At 67.8% G+C, this 16,342-nt stretch carries 15 protein-coding genes; 11 read left to right on the top strand and 4 right to left on the bottom strand.

What is annotated here, in order from left to right:
• Positions 1-110: 110 nt before the first annotated feature.
• From arnB to PYV55_RS05535, 8 genes are read left to right on the top strand one after another with little or no spacing between them, the layout of a single operon-like run.
• The gene (gene arnB, locus PYV55_RS05570; protein WP_275849690.1) at positions 111-1,250 is read left to right on the top strand and encodes a UDP-4-amino-4-deoxy-L-arabinose aminotransferase; all 1,140 of its coding nucleotides are present in this window, start codon (positions 111-113) and stop codon (positions 1,248-1,250) included.
• Positions 1,247-2,320: an undecaprenyl-phosphate 4-deoxy-4-formamido-L-arabinose transferase gene (gene arnC, locus PYV55_RS05565; protein WP_275849689.1), complete on the top strand. Its 1,074-nt coding sequence runs from the start codon at positions 1,247-1,249 to the stop codon at positions 2,318-2,320. The genes arnB and arnC overlap by 4 nt, the downstream gene beginning before the upstream one ends.
• A gap of 4 nt (positions 2,321-2,324) precedes the next feature.
• The gene (arnA, locus tag PYV55_RS05560; protein ID WP_275849688.1) at positions 2,325-4,361 is read left to right on the top strand and encodes a bifunctional UDP-4-amino-4-deoxy-L-arabinose formyltransferase/UDP-glucuronic acid oxidase ArnA; all 2,037 of its coding nucleotides are present in this window, start codon (positions 2,325-2,327) and stop codon (positions 4,359-4,361) included.
• Positions 4,361-5,263: a 4-deoxy-4-formamido-L-arabinose-phosphoundecaprenol deformylase gene (gene arnD, locus PYV55_RS05555; protein ID WP_275849687.1), complete on the top strand. Its 903-nt coding sequence runs from the start codon at positions 4,361-4,363 to the stop codon at positions 5,261-5,263. Before arnA ends, arnD begins: the two co-directional genes overlap by 1 nt.
• Complete coding sequence (gene arnT, locus PYV55_RS05550) at positions 5,260-6,909, top strand: lipid IV(A) 4-amino-4-deoxy-L-arabinosyltransferase (protein ID WP_275849686.1); 1,650 nt, start codon at positions 5,260-5,262, stop codon at positions 6,907-6,909. The genes arnD and arnT overlap by 4 nt, the downstream gene beginning before the upstream one ends.
• Positions 6,906-7,250 carry a 4-amino-4-deoxy-L-arabinose-phosphoundecaprenol flippase subunit ArnE gene (arnE, locus tag PYV55_RS05545; protein ID WP_275849685.1) on the top strand — a complete coding sequence of 115 codons (345 nt, stop codon included), beginning with the start codon at positions 6,906-6,908 and terminating at the stop codon, positions 7,248-7,250. The genes arnT and arnE overlap by 4 nt, the downstream gene beginning before the upstream one ends.
• Positions 7,247-7,675 (top strand): 4-amino-4-deoxy-L-arabinose-phosphoundecaprenol flippase subunit ArnF, encoded by a 429-nt coding sequence (arnF, locus tag PYV55_RS05540; protein WP_275849684.1) that lies wholly within the window; start codon positions 7,247-7,249, stop codon positions 7,673-7,675. Before arnE ends, arnF begins: the two co-directional genes overlap by 4 nt.
• A gap of 23 nt (positions 7,676-7,698) precedes the next feature.
• Complete coding sequence (locus PYV55_RS05535; protein WP_275849683.1) at positions 7,699-9,069, top strand: UDP-glucose dehydrogenase family protein; 1,371 nt, start codon at positions 7,699-7,701, stop codon at positions 9,067-9,069.
• 12 nt (positions 9,070-9,081) lie between these two features.
• On the opposite strand, the gene PYV55_RS05530 is transcribed toward PYV55_RS05535, so the two are convergent.
• Positions 9,082-10,419, bottom strand: a complete 1,338-nt coding sequence (locus PYV55_RS05530) for a PA0069 family radical SAM protein (protein WP_275849682.1) — start codon at positions 10,417-10,419, stop codon at positions 9,082-9,084.
• 115 nt (positions 10,420-10,534) lie between these two features.
• Between PYV55_RS05530 and rnk the strand changes: the two genes are divergently transcribed.
• A complete protein-coding gene (gene rnk / locus PYV55_RS05525; RefSeq protein ID WP_275849681.1) occupies positions 10,535-10,951 on the top strand; it encodes a nucleoside diphosphate kinase regulator in 417 nt (138 codons plus the stop codon).
• Between the two features lie 11 nt (positions 10,952-10,962).
• On the opposite strand, the gene PYV55_RS05520 is transcribed toward rnk, so the two are convergent.
• Positions 10,963-12,081 carry an acyltransferase family protein gene (locus tag PYV55_RS05520; protein ID WP_275849680.1) on the bottom strand — a complete coding sequence of 373 codons (1,119 nt, stop codon included), beginning with the start codon at positions 12,079-12,081 and terminating at the stop codon, positions 10,963-10,965.
• A gap of 233 nt (positions 12,082-12,314) precedes the next feature.
• Here PYV55_RS05520 and PYV55_RS05515 point away from each other — a divergent pair, with 233 nt between their 5' ends.
• Positions 12,315-12,893: a phosphatase PAP2 family protein gene (locus PYV55_RS05515; protein WP_275849679.1), complete on the top strand. Its 579-nt coding sequence runs from the start codon at positions 12,315-12,317 to the stop codon at positions 12,891-12,893.
• On the opposite strand, the gene PYV55_RS05510 is transcribed toward PYV55_RS05515, so the two are convergent.
• Positions 12,890-13,231: a hypothetical protein gene (locus PYV55_RS05510; RefSeq protein WP_275849678.1), complete on the bottom strand. Its 342-nt coding sequence runs from the start codon at positions 13,229-13,231 to the stop codon at positions 12,890-12,892. The genes PYV55_RS05515 and PYV55_RS05510 overlap by 4 nt on opposite strands.
• A 191-nt stretch (positions 13,232-13,422) precedes the next feature.
• On the bottom strand, positions 13,423-14,904 hold the full coding sequence (locus tag PYV55_RS05505) for an AMP nucleosidase (protein ID WP_275849677.1): 1,482 nt from the start codon (positions 14,902-14,904) through the stop codon (positions 13,423-13,425).
• Between the two features lie 80 nt (positions 14,905-14,984).
• Between PYV55_RS05505 and PYV55_RS05500 the strand changes: the two genes are divergently transcribed.
• Positions 14,985-16,244: an MgtC/SapB family protein gene (locus PYV55_RS05500; protein WP_275849676.1), complete on the top strand. Its 1,260-nt coding sequence runs from the start codon at positions 14,985-14,987 to the stop codon at positions 16,242-16,244.
• The last annotated feature ends 98 nt before the right edge of the window (positions 16,245-16,342 follow it).

Here is a 16,342-nt window from a genome sequence, read left to right as displayed (position 1 = left end):
CATCCTACGGCCCCTTTGGGCACAGTGTGTACCACGCCCGCGCCCGCCATCCGACTTTTGCCGCCACCGCCAGCGCCGCGCCGCTCTCCCTTCTGCGCAAATCCAGCCTTATGGAACTCCCCTTTCTCCCCTTTTCGCGCCCCAGCATGGGCGAGGCCGAGATCGAGGCCGTCGCGCAGGTGCTGCGCTCGGGCTGGATCACCACCGGCCCCAAGAACCAGGAGCTCGAACAGCGTTTTTGCGCGCATTTCGGCTGCCAGCACGCGGTCGCCGTGAGCTCGGCCACGGGCGGCATGCACCTGGCGCTGCTCGCGCTGGGCATAGGGCCGGGCGACGAGGTGATCACGCCGTCGCAGACCTGGGTGTCCACGCTCAACATGATCTGCCTGCTCGGCGCCACGCCGGTGTTCGTCGATGTGGATCGCGACACGCTGATGGTCGATGCTGCGCGCGTCGAGGCCGCGATCACGCCGCGCACGCGCGCCATCGTGCCCGTGCACTACGCGGGCGCGTCGCTTGACCTGGACCCGCTCTACGCCCTCGCGCACCAACACGGCATCCCCTTGATCGAAGACGCCGCGCACGCGGCCGGCACGCTGTACCGCGGCCGGCCCGTGGGCGCGCAGGGCACGGCGATTTTTTCGTTCCATGCGATCAAGAACATGACCTGCGCCGAAGGCGGCATGTTCGTCACCGACGATGAGGCGCTCGCGCAAAAGGTGCGCATGCTCAAGTTCCACGGCCTGGGCGTCGATGCCTACGACCGCCACACGCACGGGCGCAAACCGCAGGCGCTGGTGCAGCAGCCGGGCTTCAAATACAACCTGGCCGACCTCAACGCCGCGATCGCGCTGGTGCAGCTCGAACGCCTGACGGCCATCAACGCGCGCCGCAGCGAGATTGCCGCGCAATACCTGCAGCGCCTGGCCGCATTGCCCGTGCAGCCGCTCGCGCTGCCGGCCTACGCGCAGCAGCACGCCTGGCATCTGTTCATCCTGCGCATAGACGCCGAGCGCTGCGGCATCCACCGCGACGGCTTCATGCAGGCGCTGCAAGAGCGCCAGATCGGCACGGGCATCCACTTCATCGGCGCGCATCTGCACACCTGGTACCGGCAACAATTCCCACAGGTGCAATTGCCGCACACCGAATGGAACTCGGCGCGCCTGTGCTCGATCCCGCTGTTTCCGGACATGACGCAGGCCGACATCGACCGCGTGGTCGGCGCCATCGAAAGCATCGTCGCATGAACACGCTCAAGCCCTACCCGATTGATTGCGTCTCGGTGGTCATCCCGGTCTATAACGAGCAGGAAAGCCTGCCCGAGCTGCTGCGGCGTACCACGGCAGCCTGCGCGAGCCTGGGACGCGACCATGAAATCGTGCTGATCGACGACGGCAGCCGCGACCGTTCGGCCGAGATGCTGCTCGAAGCCGCCGCCGCGCCGGGCAGCCACGTCGTCGCCGTGATCCTGAACCGCAACTACGGCCAGCACGCGGCCATCATGGCGGGCTTTGCACAGTGCCGCGGCGACCTGGTCATCACGCTCGACGCCGACCTGCAAAATCCGCCTGAAGAAATTCCGCGCCTGGTGCAGCAGGCCGCGCTGGGCTACGACGTGGTCGGCAGCGTGCGCCAGAACCGCCAGGATTCGGCGCTGCGCCGCTGGCCCTCGCTGCTCATCAACCTGGCCGTGCGCCGCGCCACGGGCGTGGGCATGAGCGACTACGGCTGCATGCTGCGCGCCTACCGCCGCAGCGTGGTGCAGGCCATGCTCGCCTGCCCCGAGCGCAGCACCTTCATCCCGATTCTGGCCAACAGCTTTGCACGCCACACGACGGAAATCGAGGTCGGCCACGCCGAGCGCGAGCACGGCACGTCCAAGTACGACTTTTTGCGCCTCATCAACCTGATGTTCGACCTGGTCACCTGCATGACCACGGCGCCGCTGCGCCTTTTGAGCCTGGCCGGTGCGGGGCTCGCACTGCTGGGCTTCGGCTTCGGGCTGCTGCTGCTGGTGCTGCGTCTGGTTTTTGGCGCGCAGTGGGCGGGCAACGGGCTGTTCGTGCTGTTCGCCGTGCTGTTCTTCTTCAGCGGCGTGCAGCTTTTGGGCATGGGCATGCTGGGCGAATACCTGGGGCGCGTCTATGACGACGTGCGCGCCCGGCCGCGCTTTTTCATCGAACGCATAGCACGCGGCGCACTCACCCCTACGTTGCCAGCACCGGCGCCGCCACCGTCTGCCGCTACCGAAACCGCCACGAACGTCGGGGCGAATGCCCCTGCCCCTTGCTGCACTCCACCCTCTTGCGGGTCTTGAATCCATGAGCCTCAACACCATCGTTTTCGCCTACCACGACATCGGCTGCGCCGGCATCGAAGCCCTGCGCGCCGCGGGTTACACCATTTCGGCCGTCTTCACGCACGCCGACGACCCGAAAGAAAACCGCTTTTTCGGCTCGGTTGCGCAGCTGTGCGCGCGTTTGGGCATCCCGGTGCATGCGCCCGAAGACGCCAACCACCCGCTGTGGATAGAGCAGGTGCGCGCGCTGCAGCCGGACTTCATTTTTTCGTTCTACTACCGCCACCTGCTCGGCGCGGAACTGCTCGCGAGCGCGCGCTGCGGCGCGTACAACCTGCACGGTTCGCTGCTGCCGCGCTACCGCGGGCGCGCGCCGGCGAACTGGGTGCTGGTGAACGGCGAAACAGAAACCGGCGTGACCCTGCACCGCATGGTGCAGCGGCCCGACGCCGGCCCCATCCTCGCGCAGCAGCGCGTACCCATCGCCGACGACGACACGGCCTTCACGCTGCACGGCAAGCTGCGCGAAGCCGCGCGCGCACTGCTCGACGCCGCGCTGCCCCGGCTCGCGCGCGGCGAGCTGCCCGAAGTGCCGCAAGACGAAGCGCAGGCCAGCTACTTCGGCCGGCGCACCCCCGAAGACGGCCGCATCGACTGGAGCCGCCCGGCGCGCGCGCTGCACAACCTGGTGCGCGCCGTGACCCAGCCTTACCCGGGCGCGTTCGCGCCCGTGGGCGAGCGCAAGCTGATCGTCTGGGCCTCGCGCGTGGTGCCCGGGGCGCACGGGCGTGCGCCGGGCACGGTGCTCGGCACCGCACCGCTGCGCATCGCCTGCGGCGAAGATGCGCTCGAAATCGTCGCGGGCCAGCAGGGCGATGCGGGCCTGTACCTGGCCGGCCCGCAGCTCGCGCAGGAGTTCGGCCTGGTCGAAGGCTCGCGCCTGCACGCGGCCTCGGCCGGCCCGCAGCGCAAGACGCGCGTGCTGATCCTGGGCGTGAACGGTTTCATCGGCAACCATTTGTCCGAGCGCCTGCTGCGCGACGGGTGCTACGAAATCTATGGCATGGACATAGGCTCGGACGCGATCGAACGCCTCAAGAGCAACCCCGACTTCCACTTCGTCGAGGGCGACATCAGCATCCACACCGAGTGGATCGAATACCACATCAAAAAGTGCGACGTGGTGCTGCCGCTCGTCGCCATCGCCACGCCGATCGAATACACGCGCAACCCGCTGCGCGTGTTCGAGCTCGACTTCGAGGAAAACCTCAAACTCGTGCGCCATTGCGTCAAGTACCGCAAGCGCGTGATCTTCCCCTCGACCTCCGAGGTCTATGGCATGTGCACCGACGAGCGCTTCGACGAGGACAAGTCCAACCTCGTGGTCGGGCCGATCAACAAGCAACGCTGGATTTATTCGGTCTCCAAGCAGCTGCTCGACCGCGTGATCTGGGCTTACGGGCAGCAGGGCCTGCGCTTTACCCTCTTTCGCCCGTTCAACTGGATGGGGCCGCGGCTCGACCGGCTCAACTCGGCGCGCATCGGCAGCTCGCGCGCGATCACGCAGCTGATCCTGAACCTGGTCGAAGGCACACCGATCCGCCTCGTCGACGGCGGCGCGCAAAAGCGCTGCTTCACCGACGTGGCCGACGGCATCGAGGCGCTCGCGCGCATCGTCGAAAACGCGGGCGGGCGCTGCGACGGGCAGATCATCAACATCGGCAACCCCGACAACGAGGCCAGCATCGCCGAGCTCGCCCACGAGCTGCTGCGCCAGTTCGAGCAGCACCCGCTGCGCGGTCACTTCCCGCCGTTCGCGGGCTTTCGCGCCGTGGAGAGCCGCTCGTTCTACGGCGCCGGCTACCAGGACGTGTCGCACCGCAAGCCCAGCATAGACAACGCGCACCGCCTGCTCGGCTGGAACCCCACGGTGCCCATGCACGTGACCATCGAAAAAACGCTGGACTTCTTCCTGCGCGAAGCGCTGGCCGAGCCCGGCATGCTCGCCGCGCAAGAAGAGCGCGACGAGCCACCCGCACAGGAGGCGCGGAGCGCCTGATGCCGGTCGGCCTGCGCATAGACGTGGACACCTACCGCGGCACGCGCGAGGGCGTGCCGCGCCTGCTCGACCTGCTCGCGGCCGCACAGGTCAAGGCGACGTTTTTCTTCTGCGTGGGGCCGGACAACATGGGGCGGCACTTGTGGCGCCTCGTCAAGCCGCGCTTTTTGTGGAAGATGCTGCGCTCCAAAGCCGCGAGCCTGTACGGCTGGGACATTCTGCTCGCAGGCACGGCCTGGCCCGGCCGCCCGATCGGGCGCGACCTGGGCGCCTTGATGCGCCGCGCCCAGGAAGCCGGGCACGAAGTGGGTCTGCATGCCTGGGACCACCACGCCTGGCAGGCGCACGCGGGCGACTGGAGCCGCGCGCGCCTCGCGGCCGAATACCGGCGCGGGCTCAACGCGCTTTCCGACATTCTGGGCCGGCGCGTGGACTGCTCGGCCGTCGCCGGCTGGCGCGCCGACGAGCGCGTGGTCGAGGTCGAGCAGGACTTTGCCTTGCGCTACCACAGCGACTGTCGCGGCCAGAGCCTGTTTCGGCCGCTGCTCGAAAGCGGCCAGCCCGGCACGCCGCAGATTCCGGTCACGCTGCCCACCTTCGACGAAGTCGTGGGCCCGCAGTGCGCGGCACCCGATTTCAACGACTTGATTTTGAGCCAAATCCGGCCTGAGCCCGCACCGGGCTTGCCGTCTGCGCTACAGGTTTACACGATCCACGCCGAGGTCGAAGGCATCCTCATGGCCCCTGCTTTTGCCGAACTGCTGCGCCGCGCGCAGGAGCGTTCCATCACCTTCGCGCCGCTCGGTGCGCTGCTGCCCGCCGACTTGGCCACGCTGCCCACGGGGCGCCTCACGCGCGGCAGCATTGCGGGCCGCGAGGGCTGGCTGGGGGTGCAGGCATGACGCCGCGCCGCGCTGCGCTCGCGCTGGGCGCCGTCTTTGCGCTGTTTTTCCTCATGCCGCTGGGGCTGCACGGGCTGTGGATTCCCGACGAGTCGCGCTACGCGCAGATCGGGCAGGAGATTTTGCGCAGCGGCGACTGGATCGCGCCGCATTTTCTGGGTCTGCGCTATTTCGAAAAGCCCATAGGCGGCTACTGGCTGATCGCGCTCAGCGAAGCGGTTTTTGGCGAAAACCTGTTCGGCGCGCGCTTTGCCTCGGTGCTGGTCACGCTGCTCACCACGCTGCTGCTCTACGCTTTCGCGCAGCGCCTGTGGCGCGACGCGCGCACGAGCATTGCGGCGGCGCTGGTTTTTCTGAGTTTTGCGCTCGTCGCCGGGCAGGCGGGCTACAGCAACCTCGACCCGCAGTTCAGCCTCTGGGTCACGCTGGGCATGGTGGCACTTTACTTCGCTTTCGAGAGCGGCTCGCGCGCGTCACGCCTGCGTTGGTGGGCTGTTTTGGGCCTGGCCTGCGCGCTCGGCTTCCTGACCAAAGGGTTTCTGGCCTTCGCGCTGCCGGTGCTCGTCGCGCTGCCCTACGCGCTATGGCAGGGCCGCTGGCGCGTGCTGCTGACCTGGGGGCCGCTCGCCGTGGGCGTGGCGCTGCTCGTGTGCCTGCCCTGGGCGCTCGCGGTGCACTGGCGCGAGCCCGATTTCTGGAACTTCTTTTTCTGGAACGAGCACGTGCGCCGCTTTGCGAGCGCCACCGCGCAACACATGCGGCCGTGGTGGTTCTTCGTGCCCATCGTGTTTGCCGGCGCCCTGCCCTGGGCCGCTTTGCTGCCGCCCGCGCTGCGCCTGGCCTGGGGCCAGCGCGGTGAGCGCGCCACGGCCTTCATGCTGCTGTGGTTTGCCGTGCCCTTCGTGTTTTTCAGCCTGAGCAAAGGCAAGCTGCCGACCTACATCCTGCCGTGCTTTGCGCCGCTGGCCTTGGCCCTGGGGCGTTACGTGGTACAGGCGTGCACGCAGGGGACTGCGGGCTCGGTGCGCGCCCTGCGCGTGAACGGCGCGCTCAACCTGCTGATAGGCGCTGGCGCCGCGGCGGCGCTGGTCTGGCTGCAGATGCACGAGCCCCTGTACCCTGCGGGCGAGGGCTGGGGCCTGGCGCAGATCACACTGGTGCTTGGCTGCTGGCTGCTCTGCGCCGCGCTGCAGTGCTGGCAGCCGCTGCGCCATTGGGCGGCGCCGGCCTTCGGCGTGTGGGCGTTTTTCGCGCTCGTGCCCGCCGCGCTGCCGCTCGCGCTGGTGCACAACAAAATGCCCGACCAGCTCATCCTCGCACACCGCGAAGCGCTGCGCGGCGCACACACGCTCGTGAGCGACGACGTGGGCACGGCGGCGGCGCTTGCCTGGCGGCTTGCGCGCACCGACGTGGTCATGCTCGACTCGCAGGGCGAATTGCGCTACGGCCTGTCACAGCCCGACGTGCAGGGGCGCTACGTCACGCGCGCCGATTTTCCCGCCTGGCTCGCGCAGGCGCGCCGCAGCGGCCCCGTGGGCATCGTGCTGCGCCTGGACGACGCCGAAGAAGATCCGCTGCTTGCGCTGCTGCCACCTGACGCCCGCATGCACCGCGCGGGCCGGCTCGTGATTGCCGTCGTTCCATGAGCTGGATGCTGCTGCTGGGCGCCTGCCTGCTGACCTGCCTCGGGCAGATCGCGCAAAAATACGCAGTGCTGCACTGGCAGGGGCGCGCGCTGGGCGTCTGGGCCAAGCTCACATCTCCATGGCTTTTGCTCGCTTTTGGCAGTATGGGCGCGGGCTTGCTGCTATGGCTTTTGCTGCTGCAGCGCATGCCCGTGGGCCTGGCCTACCCCATGCTGAGCCTGAACTTCGTGTTCGTCACGCTCGCGGCGCGCTGGCTGTTCCATGAGACCGTCGATGCGCGCCACTGGGCGGGCGTCGCGCTCATCATGGCGGGCGTGGCACTGCTCGGGGCGCAGGCATGAAGCAACGCAAAGGCGCGGGCAAGGGCTTGGGCCTGGCGCTCGCGAGTACGCTCTTGGTCAGCGCCGCGCAGCTCGCTTTGCGCTGGGGCATGGCGCGCCTGCCGCTGCCTGCCGATGGGCTTGACGCGTGGCAGGCGCACACGCTCGATGCAGCCGCGCTCGCCAGCGTATGCTTTGGCATCCTGGCCTACGCGCTGTCCATGCTCTGCTGGCTGGGCGCGCTGCAGCACCTGCCGCTGTCGCGCGCTTACGCCTTGCTCAGCATCAGCTACGCGCTGGTGCACCTGGGCGCGGCGCTGCTGCCGGGCTGGGGCGAAGCGCTGAGCGTGGGCAAGGCGCTGGGCGTGGCGCTGGTGGTCGGCGGCGTGCTGTTGATCCACGCACGGCCTGCGGCACCTGCGACACCTGCGGCATCAACGCACTGATTTTTTATTTCGACACACTCACCATGAAACTCACGATCTTCGGCACCGGCTATGTAGGACTGGTGCAAGCGGCCGTCATGGCCGAAGTCGGGCACGATGTGCTCTGCATGGACATAGACCAGGCCAAAATCGAGCAGCTCCAGCAAGGCCAGGTCGGCATCTACGAGCCCGGCCTCGCGGAATTGGTGCGCGAAGGGGTGGCCGCGGGCCACTTGCGCTTCACGCACGACGTGGCCCAGGCGGTGCAGCACGGCGCGGTGCAGTTCATCGCCGTGGGCACGCCGCCCGGGCCCGACGGCGGCGCCGACCTGAGCGGCGTGTTCGCCGTGGCGGAGGGCATTGCGCGCCACCGCAGCGAGCCGGTCATCATCGTCGAAAAATCCACCGTGCCCGTGGGCACGGGCGACCGGCTCAAGGTGCACATCGAAGCGCAACTCGCGCACAGCGGCAAGCGGCTCGAATTCACCATCGTCTCGAACCCCGAGTTCCTCAAGGAAGGCTCGGCGCTCAACGACTGCCGCCGCCCCGACCGCATCATCCTCGGCAGCGAAGACGAGGACGCACTCGACCTGATGCGCGAAATCTACGCGCCCTTCAACCGCAACCACGACCGCATCCTGTGCATGAACCTGCGCAGCGCCGAGCTCACCAAGTACGCGGCCAACTGCATGCTCGCGACCAAGATCAGCTTCATCAACCAGATCGCCGAGCTCGCCGAAAACCTGGGCGCCGACATTGAGGCGATCCGCAAGGGCATAGGCGCCGACCCGCGCATCGGCTACCAGTTCATCTACCCGGGCTGCGGCTACGGCGGCTCGTGCTTTCCGAAGGACATCAAGGCGCTGATCCACACCGCGCAGGAAGCCGGCTGCGGCAGCGACCTGCTGCAGGCCGTCGAAGCCGTGAACGAGCGGCAAAAGCACAAGCTGTTCCAGCGCATCCATGCCTATTACCAGGGCGACCTCAAGGGCCGTACCTTCGCGCTCTGGGGCCTGGCCTTCAAGCCCAACACCGACGACATGCGCGACGCCCCGAGCCGCGAGCTCATGGAATCGCTGTGGGCCGCGGGCGCCAAGGTGCGCGCCTACGACCCCGAGGCCATGGCCGAGGCACAGCGCCTCTACGGCCACGACGAGCGCCTGGCCCTCATGGGCACGCCCGAAGCCGTGCTGCCCGGCGCCGACGCACTCGTGATCTGCACCGAGTGGCAGGTGTTCAAGGCGCCGGACTTCGAGCTCATCAAGCGGCAGCTGCGCGCGCCGGTGATCTTCGACGGCCGCAACCTCTACGACCCGCAGCGCCTGGCGCGCAAGGGCATCCACTACTTCGCGATCGGCCGCGGCGAATCGCTGCAATTGCCGCTGCCGGGGCGTGCGCGCGTGCTCGCGGACTGAGCATTTGATCCGTCAAAACAAACACCCCTGCCCGCGCGCGAGCGCCGGGCGGAACTGGCTGTAGTCGAGCTCGAGCGGCGTGCGGTTCAAGCCCAGGCGCCGGCACGCGAGCGCAAAGCGCTGGCGCAGCAGATCGCCCCAGTGGCCGCTGCCGTGCATGCGCGTGGCAAAGCCGCCGGCGTAACTTTTGCCCTCTCGACGTGCTTCGGCGCTGATGCCGTGCAGGTCTTGCACGCGCGCCATGATGCGCGCCGCGCGCTGCGGGTAGTGCAGCTCCAGCCACTCGCGAAACAGCGCGTCGAGCTCCCAGGGCAGGCGCAGCACGCTATAAAAAGCGCTGCGCGCCCCGGCTGCATAGGCGGCGTCGAGCACCTGCTCCATGTCTTCGTTCAAAAACGGTATCTGCGGCGCCACGCTCACGCCCACCGGGATACCCGCCGCGGCCAGGGTGGCAATGGTACGCAGGCGCCGGTGCGGTGCTGCGGCACGCGGCTCGAGCCGGCGCGCAAGGTCCGCGTCCAGCGTGGTCAGCGTCACATACACCGCCACGAGGCGCCGCTCGGCCAGCGGCGCGAGCAAGTCGATGTCGCGCTCCACACCGCTGCTCTTGGTGATGAGGCCGAACGGGTGGCGCGCCTCGCGCAGCACCGCTATCAAGCCGCGCGTGAGCCGCAGCGTGCGCTCCACGGGCTGGTAGCAATCGGTGGCCGAACCGAGGCTCAGCGCGCTGGGCACATGGCCGGGGCGCGCGAGCTCGCCTCGCAGCACTGCGGCGATGTTGGTCTTGGCGACGATGCGCGTCTCGAAGTCCAGCCCCGGCGAGAGGTTCAGGTAGCTGTGCGTGGGCCGCGCGTAGCAGTAGATGCAGCCGTGCTCGCAGCCGCGGTAGGGGTTGACCGAGTAGATGAAGGGAATGTCTGGCGAATCGTTGCGGCACAAGGCGCTGCGCGCGCTCTCGTGCAGCACCTCGGTCGCGGGTGGCGCCGCCTGCGCGTCTTCGCTATCTGCTTCATGCGCATCGCCGGGCCAACCATCGTCCGCCCCCGCGAGCCGATCGCGCGTGTCGCGCGCAAAGCGGTGCGCAATGCGGCTCGCCGCCCCGCGCCCGCGCACCGCCTGCAGCGGCACGCGTACTAGCAGCCTGTCGGACTTTGGAATCGTCGGCTGCGAATGCGCCGCAGCGGCCCATTTTTCACCGTCTTCTTGCCCCATAGCACCACTATGGGGCTGCGAATCCGGCAAAAACTGGCCTCGCTGGGGCACATTCTCGCTTTCGACGCCCAAAGTCCGACAGGCTGCTAGCGGCGCAGGTTCGTCAGCGCGTTCGTCGATGCGATCTTCGGGTTGCATGCTGTATGAATATACAGCAACCCTGCTGCGATGACCGCATGCTGCGGTGCGAGATTCACGATCGACTACAGTGCCGCCCTCTGTTTGTCCGCATCACGAGGAGGTCAACGAAACCATGGCACGCAGCAAACCGCAAATCATCCTGTCGTCTCTGGACTTGGAGCGCATCGAAGCTGTTTTGGCTGCCTTGCCTGCAAGCGTCTTTCCCGGCAAGGCGGAATTGCAAGCCGAGCTCGATCGCGCCGATGTGGTGGCGCCGCAGGCCATCCCTCCCACCGTCGTCACCATGAATTCCACCGTGCGCTTTGCGATTGCCGAAACAGGCAAGGAGTTTTGTCTCACGCTCGTTTACCCGCGTGACATGGACGGCAGCGCGGATCGCATTTCCATTCTTGCCCCCGTAGGCGCTGCCTTGCTCGGCCTTTCCGTGGGCGACGAGCTGACCTGGCCCGGGCCCGGCGGCAAAACGATGACGGTGCGCGTGCAAGAAGTCGTCTATCAGCCGGAGCGCGCGGGCGAGTTACATCGCTGAGCCGGCCCCCATCAGCCGAAATTCCCCGCGAACGACGCCAGCCACCCCACGCCCAGCAAACCCGCCTGCCAACGCAGGATCGCCGGCCACGAGATGCTCTGCTTTTCGATGCGCTCGTACATCAATCGCCCCGCCGCGAGCGACAGCAGCACGGCCAGCAGCATGCCCAGCGCATTCCAGCCGGGCGCATCGGGCCACAGCGTGGTCACGACGGCGTTCACGGCGAGGCACACGGCAAAGTGCAGCAAAAAAACCGAGTACGACATTTGCCCGATCCGGTTCAGGGCCGGCACACCTTGCCACTGGCGCAAAGCCGGCGTGCGCATGGCCCCTGCGAGCGCCAGTGCCGTAACCAAAGCCACTGCGATGCGCGGGCGAAATTCCACCCCCAACGCAGCCACACCCAGCGCCGCCATCATGAACAGCCAGGGCCGCACGCGCGGCGCATGTGCGGCCCAGTAGGCCATCATCCCCAGGCCGTAAGCGCCCCAGAAATACACCGCCCAGGCGTCGAGCTGCGGCAGGCGGTTGAAGACCAGCAGCGACACCGCCACGCCCGCTACCACCGCTGCCTGCCCGCAGCGCGCCGCATCGATCCGCCCGTTGCGCCCGGCCCAGGCGCGCACGACGGCAAACAGCAGCACCGCCAATGCAAAGAGCTGAAAATCGATGGCCACGTACCACACGCCGGCCGAGAGCGCCTCATAGCCCAGGACATCCTGCAGCAGCAAAGCGTTGGCAAGCAACTGCGCAAGATCGGGCTCGGCGGGCACCGAATGGTGCTCCAGCCACGGCCGCACCAGCGCCGACACGAGCACCGTGGCGAGCAAGGCCACGGCGTAAGGCACGACCAGCCGCCCGAAACGGCGCGCCACCTGCTGCCAGGCACTTGTAAATCGCGCCACGCCTTGTGGCGCGAGGCTGGCCGCAGCCAGATAGCCGCCCAACACCAAAAACACCTGTACGGCCATGCGCCCATGGCTGGAAAGCCAGGCCAGCAAGCGCGGCGCGAGCGGCTCGGCAATGTCCGACATGGGGCCGTAAAACGCGAGGTGGTGGGCGACGATGAGCAAACAGGCAAGGCCCTTGAGCACGTCGATCAAAGGCGCGCGTGAGGATGCAGCAGACATGGGTGGATGAGACATTCAGCAGCGCAGGCCGAAGCGAGGCTCCCGGTCAAAAGAAAAGCGGGCGATTTTGCGCCCTTGCTCCTTTTTTTACTTGACCGGCGTCACAAATCCTGGCGCAAGACTCAGGGTTTTCCCCAGACCACGGACTGCGAACTGAAAGAAAACTGAAAGCAGTTTGCGGCTAGATTGCGCGCGATGCGATTTCCGCGCAACGAATCCGAGGAGCAGCTTTCATGACCGCCCTGGACCAAACCGTCTTTCTGTGGCTCAACCTGGGGCCCCAAACGCCCTCGTCGGTGTTGAATCTTGCGCTCTTTGCCACGCAGTATCTGCCCCACTGGCTCGTCGCCACGTCGCTCACCGTGGCCCTGGTCGGGCGCCAAGGTTGGCGCGGGCAGGCCTGGAGGGTTTTGGCCAGCATCGCGCTGGCCGTGCTGCTGGCCCATTGGATCAAGCAAGCGGTGCAAATCCCCCGTCCCTTCACGCTGGGCCTGGGCATCCAATGGCTGCCGCATGGCAAATCCGCCGGCTTTCCGAGCTCGCACGCGGCCATGGCGATGGCGTTTGCGGCTTCGGCTTGTCTGGCGCCCATGCCGTGGGCCATGCGCGCCTTGCTGCTCGGTGCGGCCCTGCTGCTCAGCTGGAGCCGCATCGCGCTGGGTTTGCACTTCCCCTCGGACGTACTGGCCGCCTGGTGCGTGGGCGCGGCCAGCGCCTGCGCGGTGCAAGCCCTGGCACATGCTTTCATCCAACGCATCCGGCGCAGCACGCGCATGGCGGCGACCAACGGTTCAACCCAGATTGTTCATTAGGGCGCGGGTTGATGGCGAGGCGGCTGGCGTGGCAGTTTGGTCGCGGGTGAGAAGCCCATGCCCGCAGCCATGAGCGCCGAAGCCGCGACCAAAATGACCGGCGGGCGCCCGCCAGCGCCCGCGAAGGTGCGCAGCACCGCCTCATGGACGATCTGGGTTGATGTCGCAGAGAGCGTCGAACACTGCACCAGGAGCCTGTCCGACTTTGGAATCGTCGGCTGCGAATGCGCCGCAGCGGCCCATTTTTTACCGGCTTCTTGCCCCATAGCACCACTATGGGGCGGCGAATCCGGCAAAAACTGGCCTCGCTGGGGCGGATTCTCGCTTTCGACGCCCAAAGTCCGACAGGCTCCTAGTGCAGTGTTTGATGCTTGATGCGACTAATAAAACCGATGGATTTTTGGTCTGGGCAAGGCGCAAACCGCAGCGATACCGGGTGGTATCGCGAGGATTTGCAACGCGGCCCGGGCCGAAAAGACGCGGTTTTATGTCGCAGAGTGCGTCGAACACTGCACTAGCCCACACGCCCTCACTGAAACGCTACTTCGGCAAAGCTGCGCAGCTTGCGGCTGTGCAGGCGCTGCACGCCGGCGGCGCGCAGGATGTCGATGGCGTGCATGCCTATGCGCAGGTGCTGATCGACGCGCTCGCGGTAGAACTGGTTGGCCATGCCGGGGAGCTTGATTTCGCCGTGCAGCGGCTTGTCGCTCACGCACAGCAGCGTGCCGTAGGGTACGCGGAAGCGAAAGCCGTTCGCGGCGATGGTGGCGCTTTCCATGTCGAGCGCGACGGCGCGGCTCTGGCTGAAGCGGCGCTGCGGCGTGTTGCCGGGCAGCAGCTCCCAGTTGCGGTTGTCGGTGCTGGCCACGGTGCCAGTGCGCATGATGCGCTTGAGGTCGGCGCCGTGCACCTGCGTGACTTCGGCCACGGCCTGCTCGAGCGCGACCTGAATCTCGGCGAGCGCCGGGATCGGCACCCACAGCGGCAGGTCTTCGTCGAGCACGTGGTCTTCGCGCACGTAGGCGTGGGCGAGCACGTAGTCGCCCAGCTGCTGGCTGTTGCGCAGGCCCGCACAGTGGCCCAGCATCATCCAGGCGTGCGGGCGCAGCACGGCGATGTGGTCGGTGATGGTCTTGGCGTTGGCCGGGCCCACGCCAATGTTGACCATGGTGATGCCGCTGCCGTCGGCGCGCACCAGGTGGTAGGCGGGCATTTGCGGCAGGCGCGGCGGCGCGGCGCCGCGCTCGTCACCGGGCTCGGGCGGCAGGCCCACGCGGCGTGTGACCACGTTGCCGGGCTCGACGAAGGCGCAGTAGCCGCTGTCGGGCCGCGCCATTTCGGCGTGCCCGAGGCGGATGAATTCGTCGATGTAGAACTGGTAGTTGGTGAACAGCACGAAGTTCTGGAACCACTCGGGCAGCGTGCCCGTGTAGTGACGCAGGCGGTGCAGCGAGTAGTCCACGCGCGGCGCGGTGAAGAGCGCGAGCGGCCTGGCCTCGCCGGGCACGGGCTCACAAGTGCCGTTGGCGATGCCGTCGTCCATGGCCGCAAGGTCGGGCAGGTCGAACAGGTCGCGCATGCGCAGGCGGCGTTCAGGGCTCAGCGCGCCTTCAAAATAATCGTCTTCGGCGAACGAAAAGTGCACGGGGATGGGCTGCGTGCTCGTGCCCACTTCGAGCGCCACGCCGTGGCTCTGGCGCAGCAGCTGGAACTGCTCGAGGTAGTAGCGCGCAAACAGGTCGGGGCGCGTGAGCGTGGTTTCGTAATGCCCCGGCCCTTCGACGAAGCCGTACGCGAGCTTGCTGTCGGCGCGCGCCACCGTGTCCACGTGCAGGCGCACGAAGGGGTAGCAGGCGCGCACGGGCTGCGGTGGCGTTTCGCCGGCCACGAAGCGCGCCATGGCGGCGCGCAGGTGGTCGATCTGCTGTTGGTAGATCTGCTGCACCTGCGCGAGCGCGGCGGCCGGGTCGGTGTGGCGGGTGGGGGCGATGAAGGCGGGAGGTTCAAACATGGTGGTATTGTCCACGCCCGCGGCGCCGTTCCGTGCGTGCATGGGGCGGTGCCGCGGGTTGAGATGAAAGGCAAATGGTGATGGAGACTTCGAACAGCCTGACTTCGGCCTGGGCGGCGCTGGCGAGCGCGTTTGGCTGCGGTTTGCTCATGGGCATAGAGCGCGAGCGGCGCAAAGGCACCGGGCCGCACCGCGCGCTCGCCGGCGTGCGCTCGTTCACGCTGGCGGCCCTGGCCGGCGCGGCGACCGCCATCCTGGCCATGCCGGCATTGCTGGCCGTGGGGGCGCTGTTCATGGCAATTCTGGGCGCCACGGCCTATGCCAAGGACCGCTCGGGCGACCCGGGCGTGACCACCGAAATCGCCCTCTTTCTCGCCTACGTGATCGGCGCCATGTGCACGCAGGACCAGCTGCTGGCCGCGGCGCTGGCCGTGGCCGCCACGGGCTTGCTTGCCGCGCGCGAGCGCCTGCACAGCTTCGCCAACACCTGGCTGCAGCCCGGCGAGGTGCGCGGCGGCCTGATCCTGGCTGCCTTGATCCTCATCGTCGCGCCACTGATGCCCGACCGGCCGCTGTGGGGCGAGGTGCTGAACCCGCAGCTGCTCGTGCGCCTGCTCGTGGTGCTGCTTTTGATCCAGTCGCTCGCGCACCTGGGGCGGCGGCTGCTGCAGGCGCGCCAGGCGCTGGCCCTGTCGGCGCTGGCTTCGGGCTTCGTCTCGAGCACGGCCACCATCGCGAATCTGGGGCTGGAGCTGCGCGCAGGGCGCGGCACGCTGCGCGCGCAGGCGGGCGGCGCGGTGCTCTCGTGCGTGGCCACCATGCTGCAGATGCTGGCCGTGGCCGCGACCATTCAGCCGGCCTGGCTGGCGCAGTTGGCGGCGCCGGCGCTGGCTTCGGCGCTGGTGGCCGGTGTGTACGGCAGCTGGCTGGCGCACACGGGCCTGGCAGACGTCAGCGAAAAACCGGCCGCGCAAATGCCTGCCGACACGCCCATGTTCCGCCTGCGCGACGCGCTGGTCATCGCCGTGCTGCTCACGGCCGTGCAGGCCGGCGTCTATGGTCTGGGCCTGTGGCTGGGCGACGCAGGCATGATGACCGGCGCCCTGCTCGCGGCGCTCGCCGACGTGCACTCGGTCATTGCCGCGCTGCTCGCGCACGGCGCCCCCGGTACGCCCGCGGCGCCCCTGGTCGCGCGCACCCTGATGGCGGCCATGCTGGTGCATGCACTGAGCAAGAGCGGGATGGCGCTGGCCAGCGGCGGCCCCCGCTACGCGCTGGCGGTGGCGGCCGGCGTACTGGGGCACACCCTGGTGTTCGTCTTGGGTCTATGGCTTATGTGAGGCCTGTGCGCGCCCTAGCAGCCTGTCGGACTTTGGAATCGTCGGCTGCGAATGCGCCGCAGCGGCCCATTTTTTACCGGCTTCTTGCCCCATAGCAG

Origin of the sequence: Extensimonas soli, from assembly GCF_029211265.1 — a bacterium.
Classification (GTDB): Bacteria; Pseudomonadota; Gammaproteobacteria; order Burkholderiales; family Burkholderiaceae_C; genus Extensimonas; species Extensimonas soli.
This window is presented reverse-complemented; position numbering and strand designations above follow the sequence as displayed.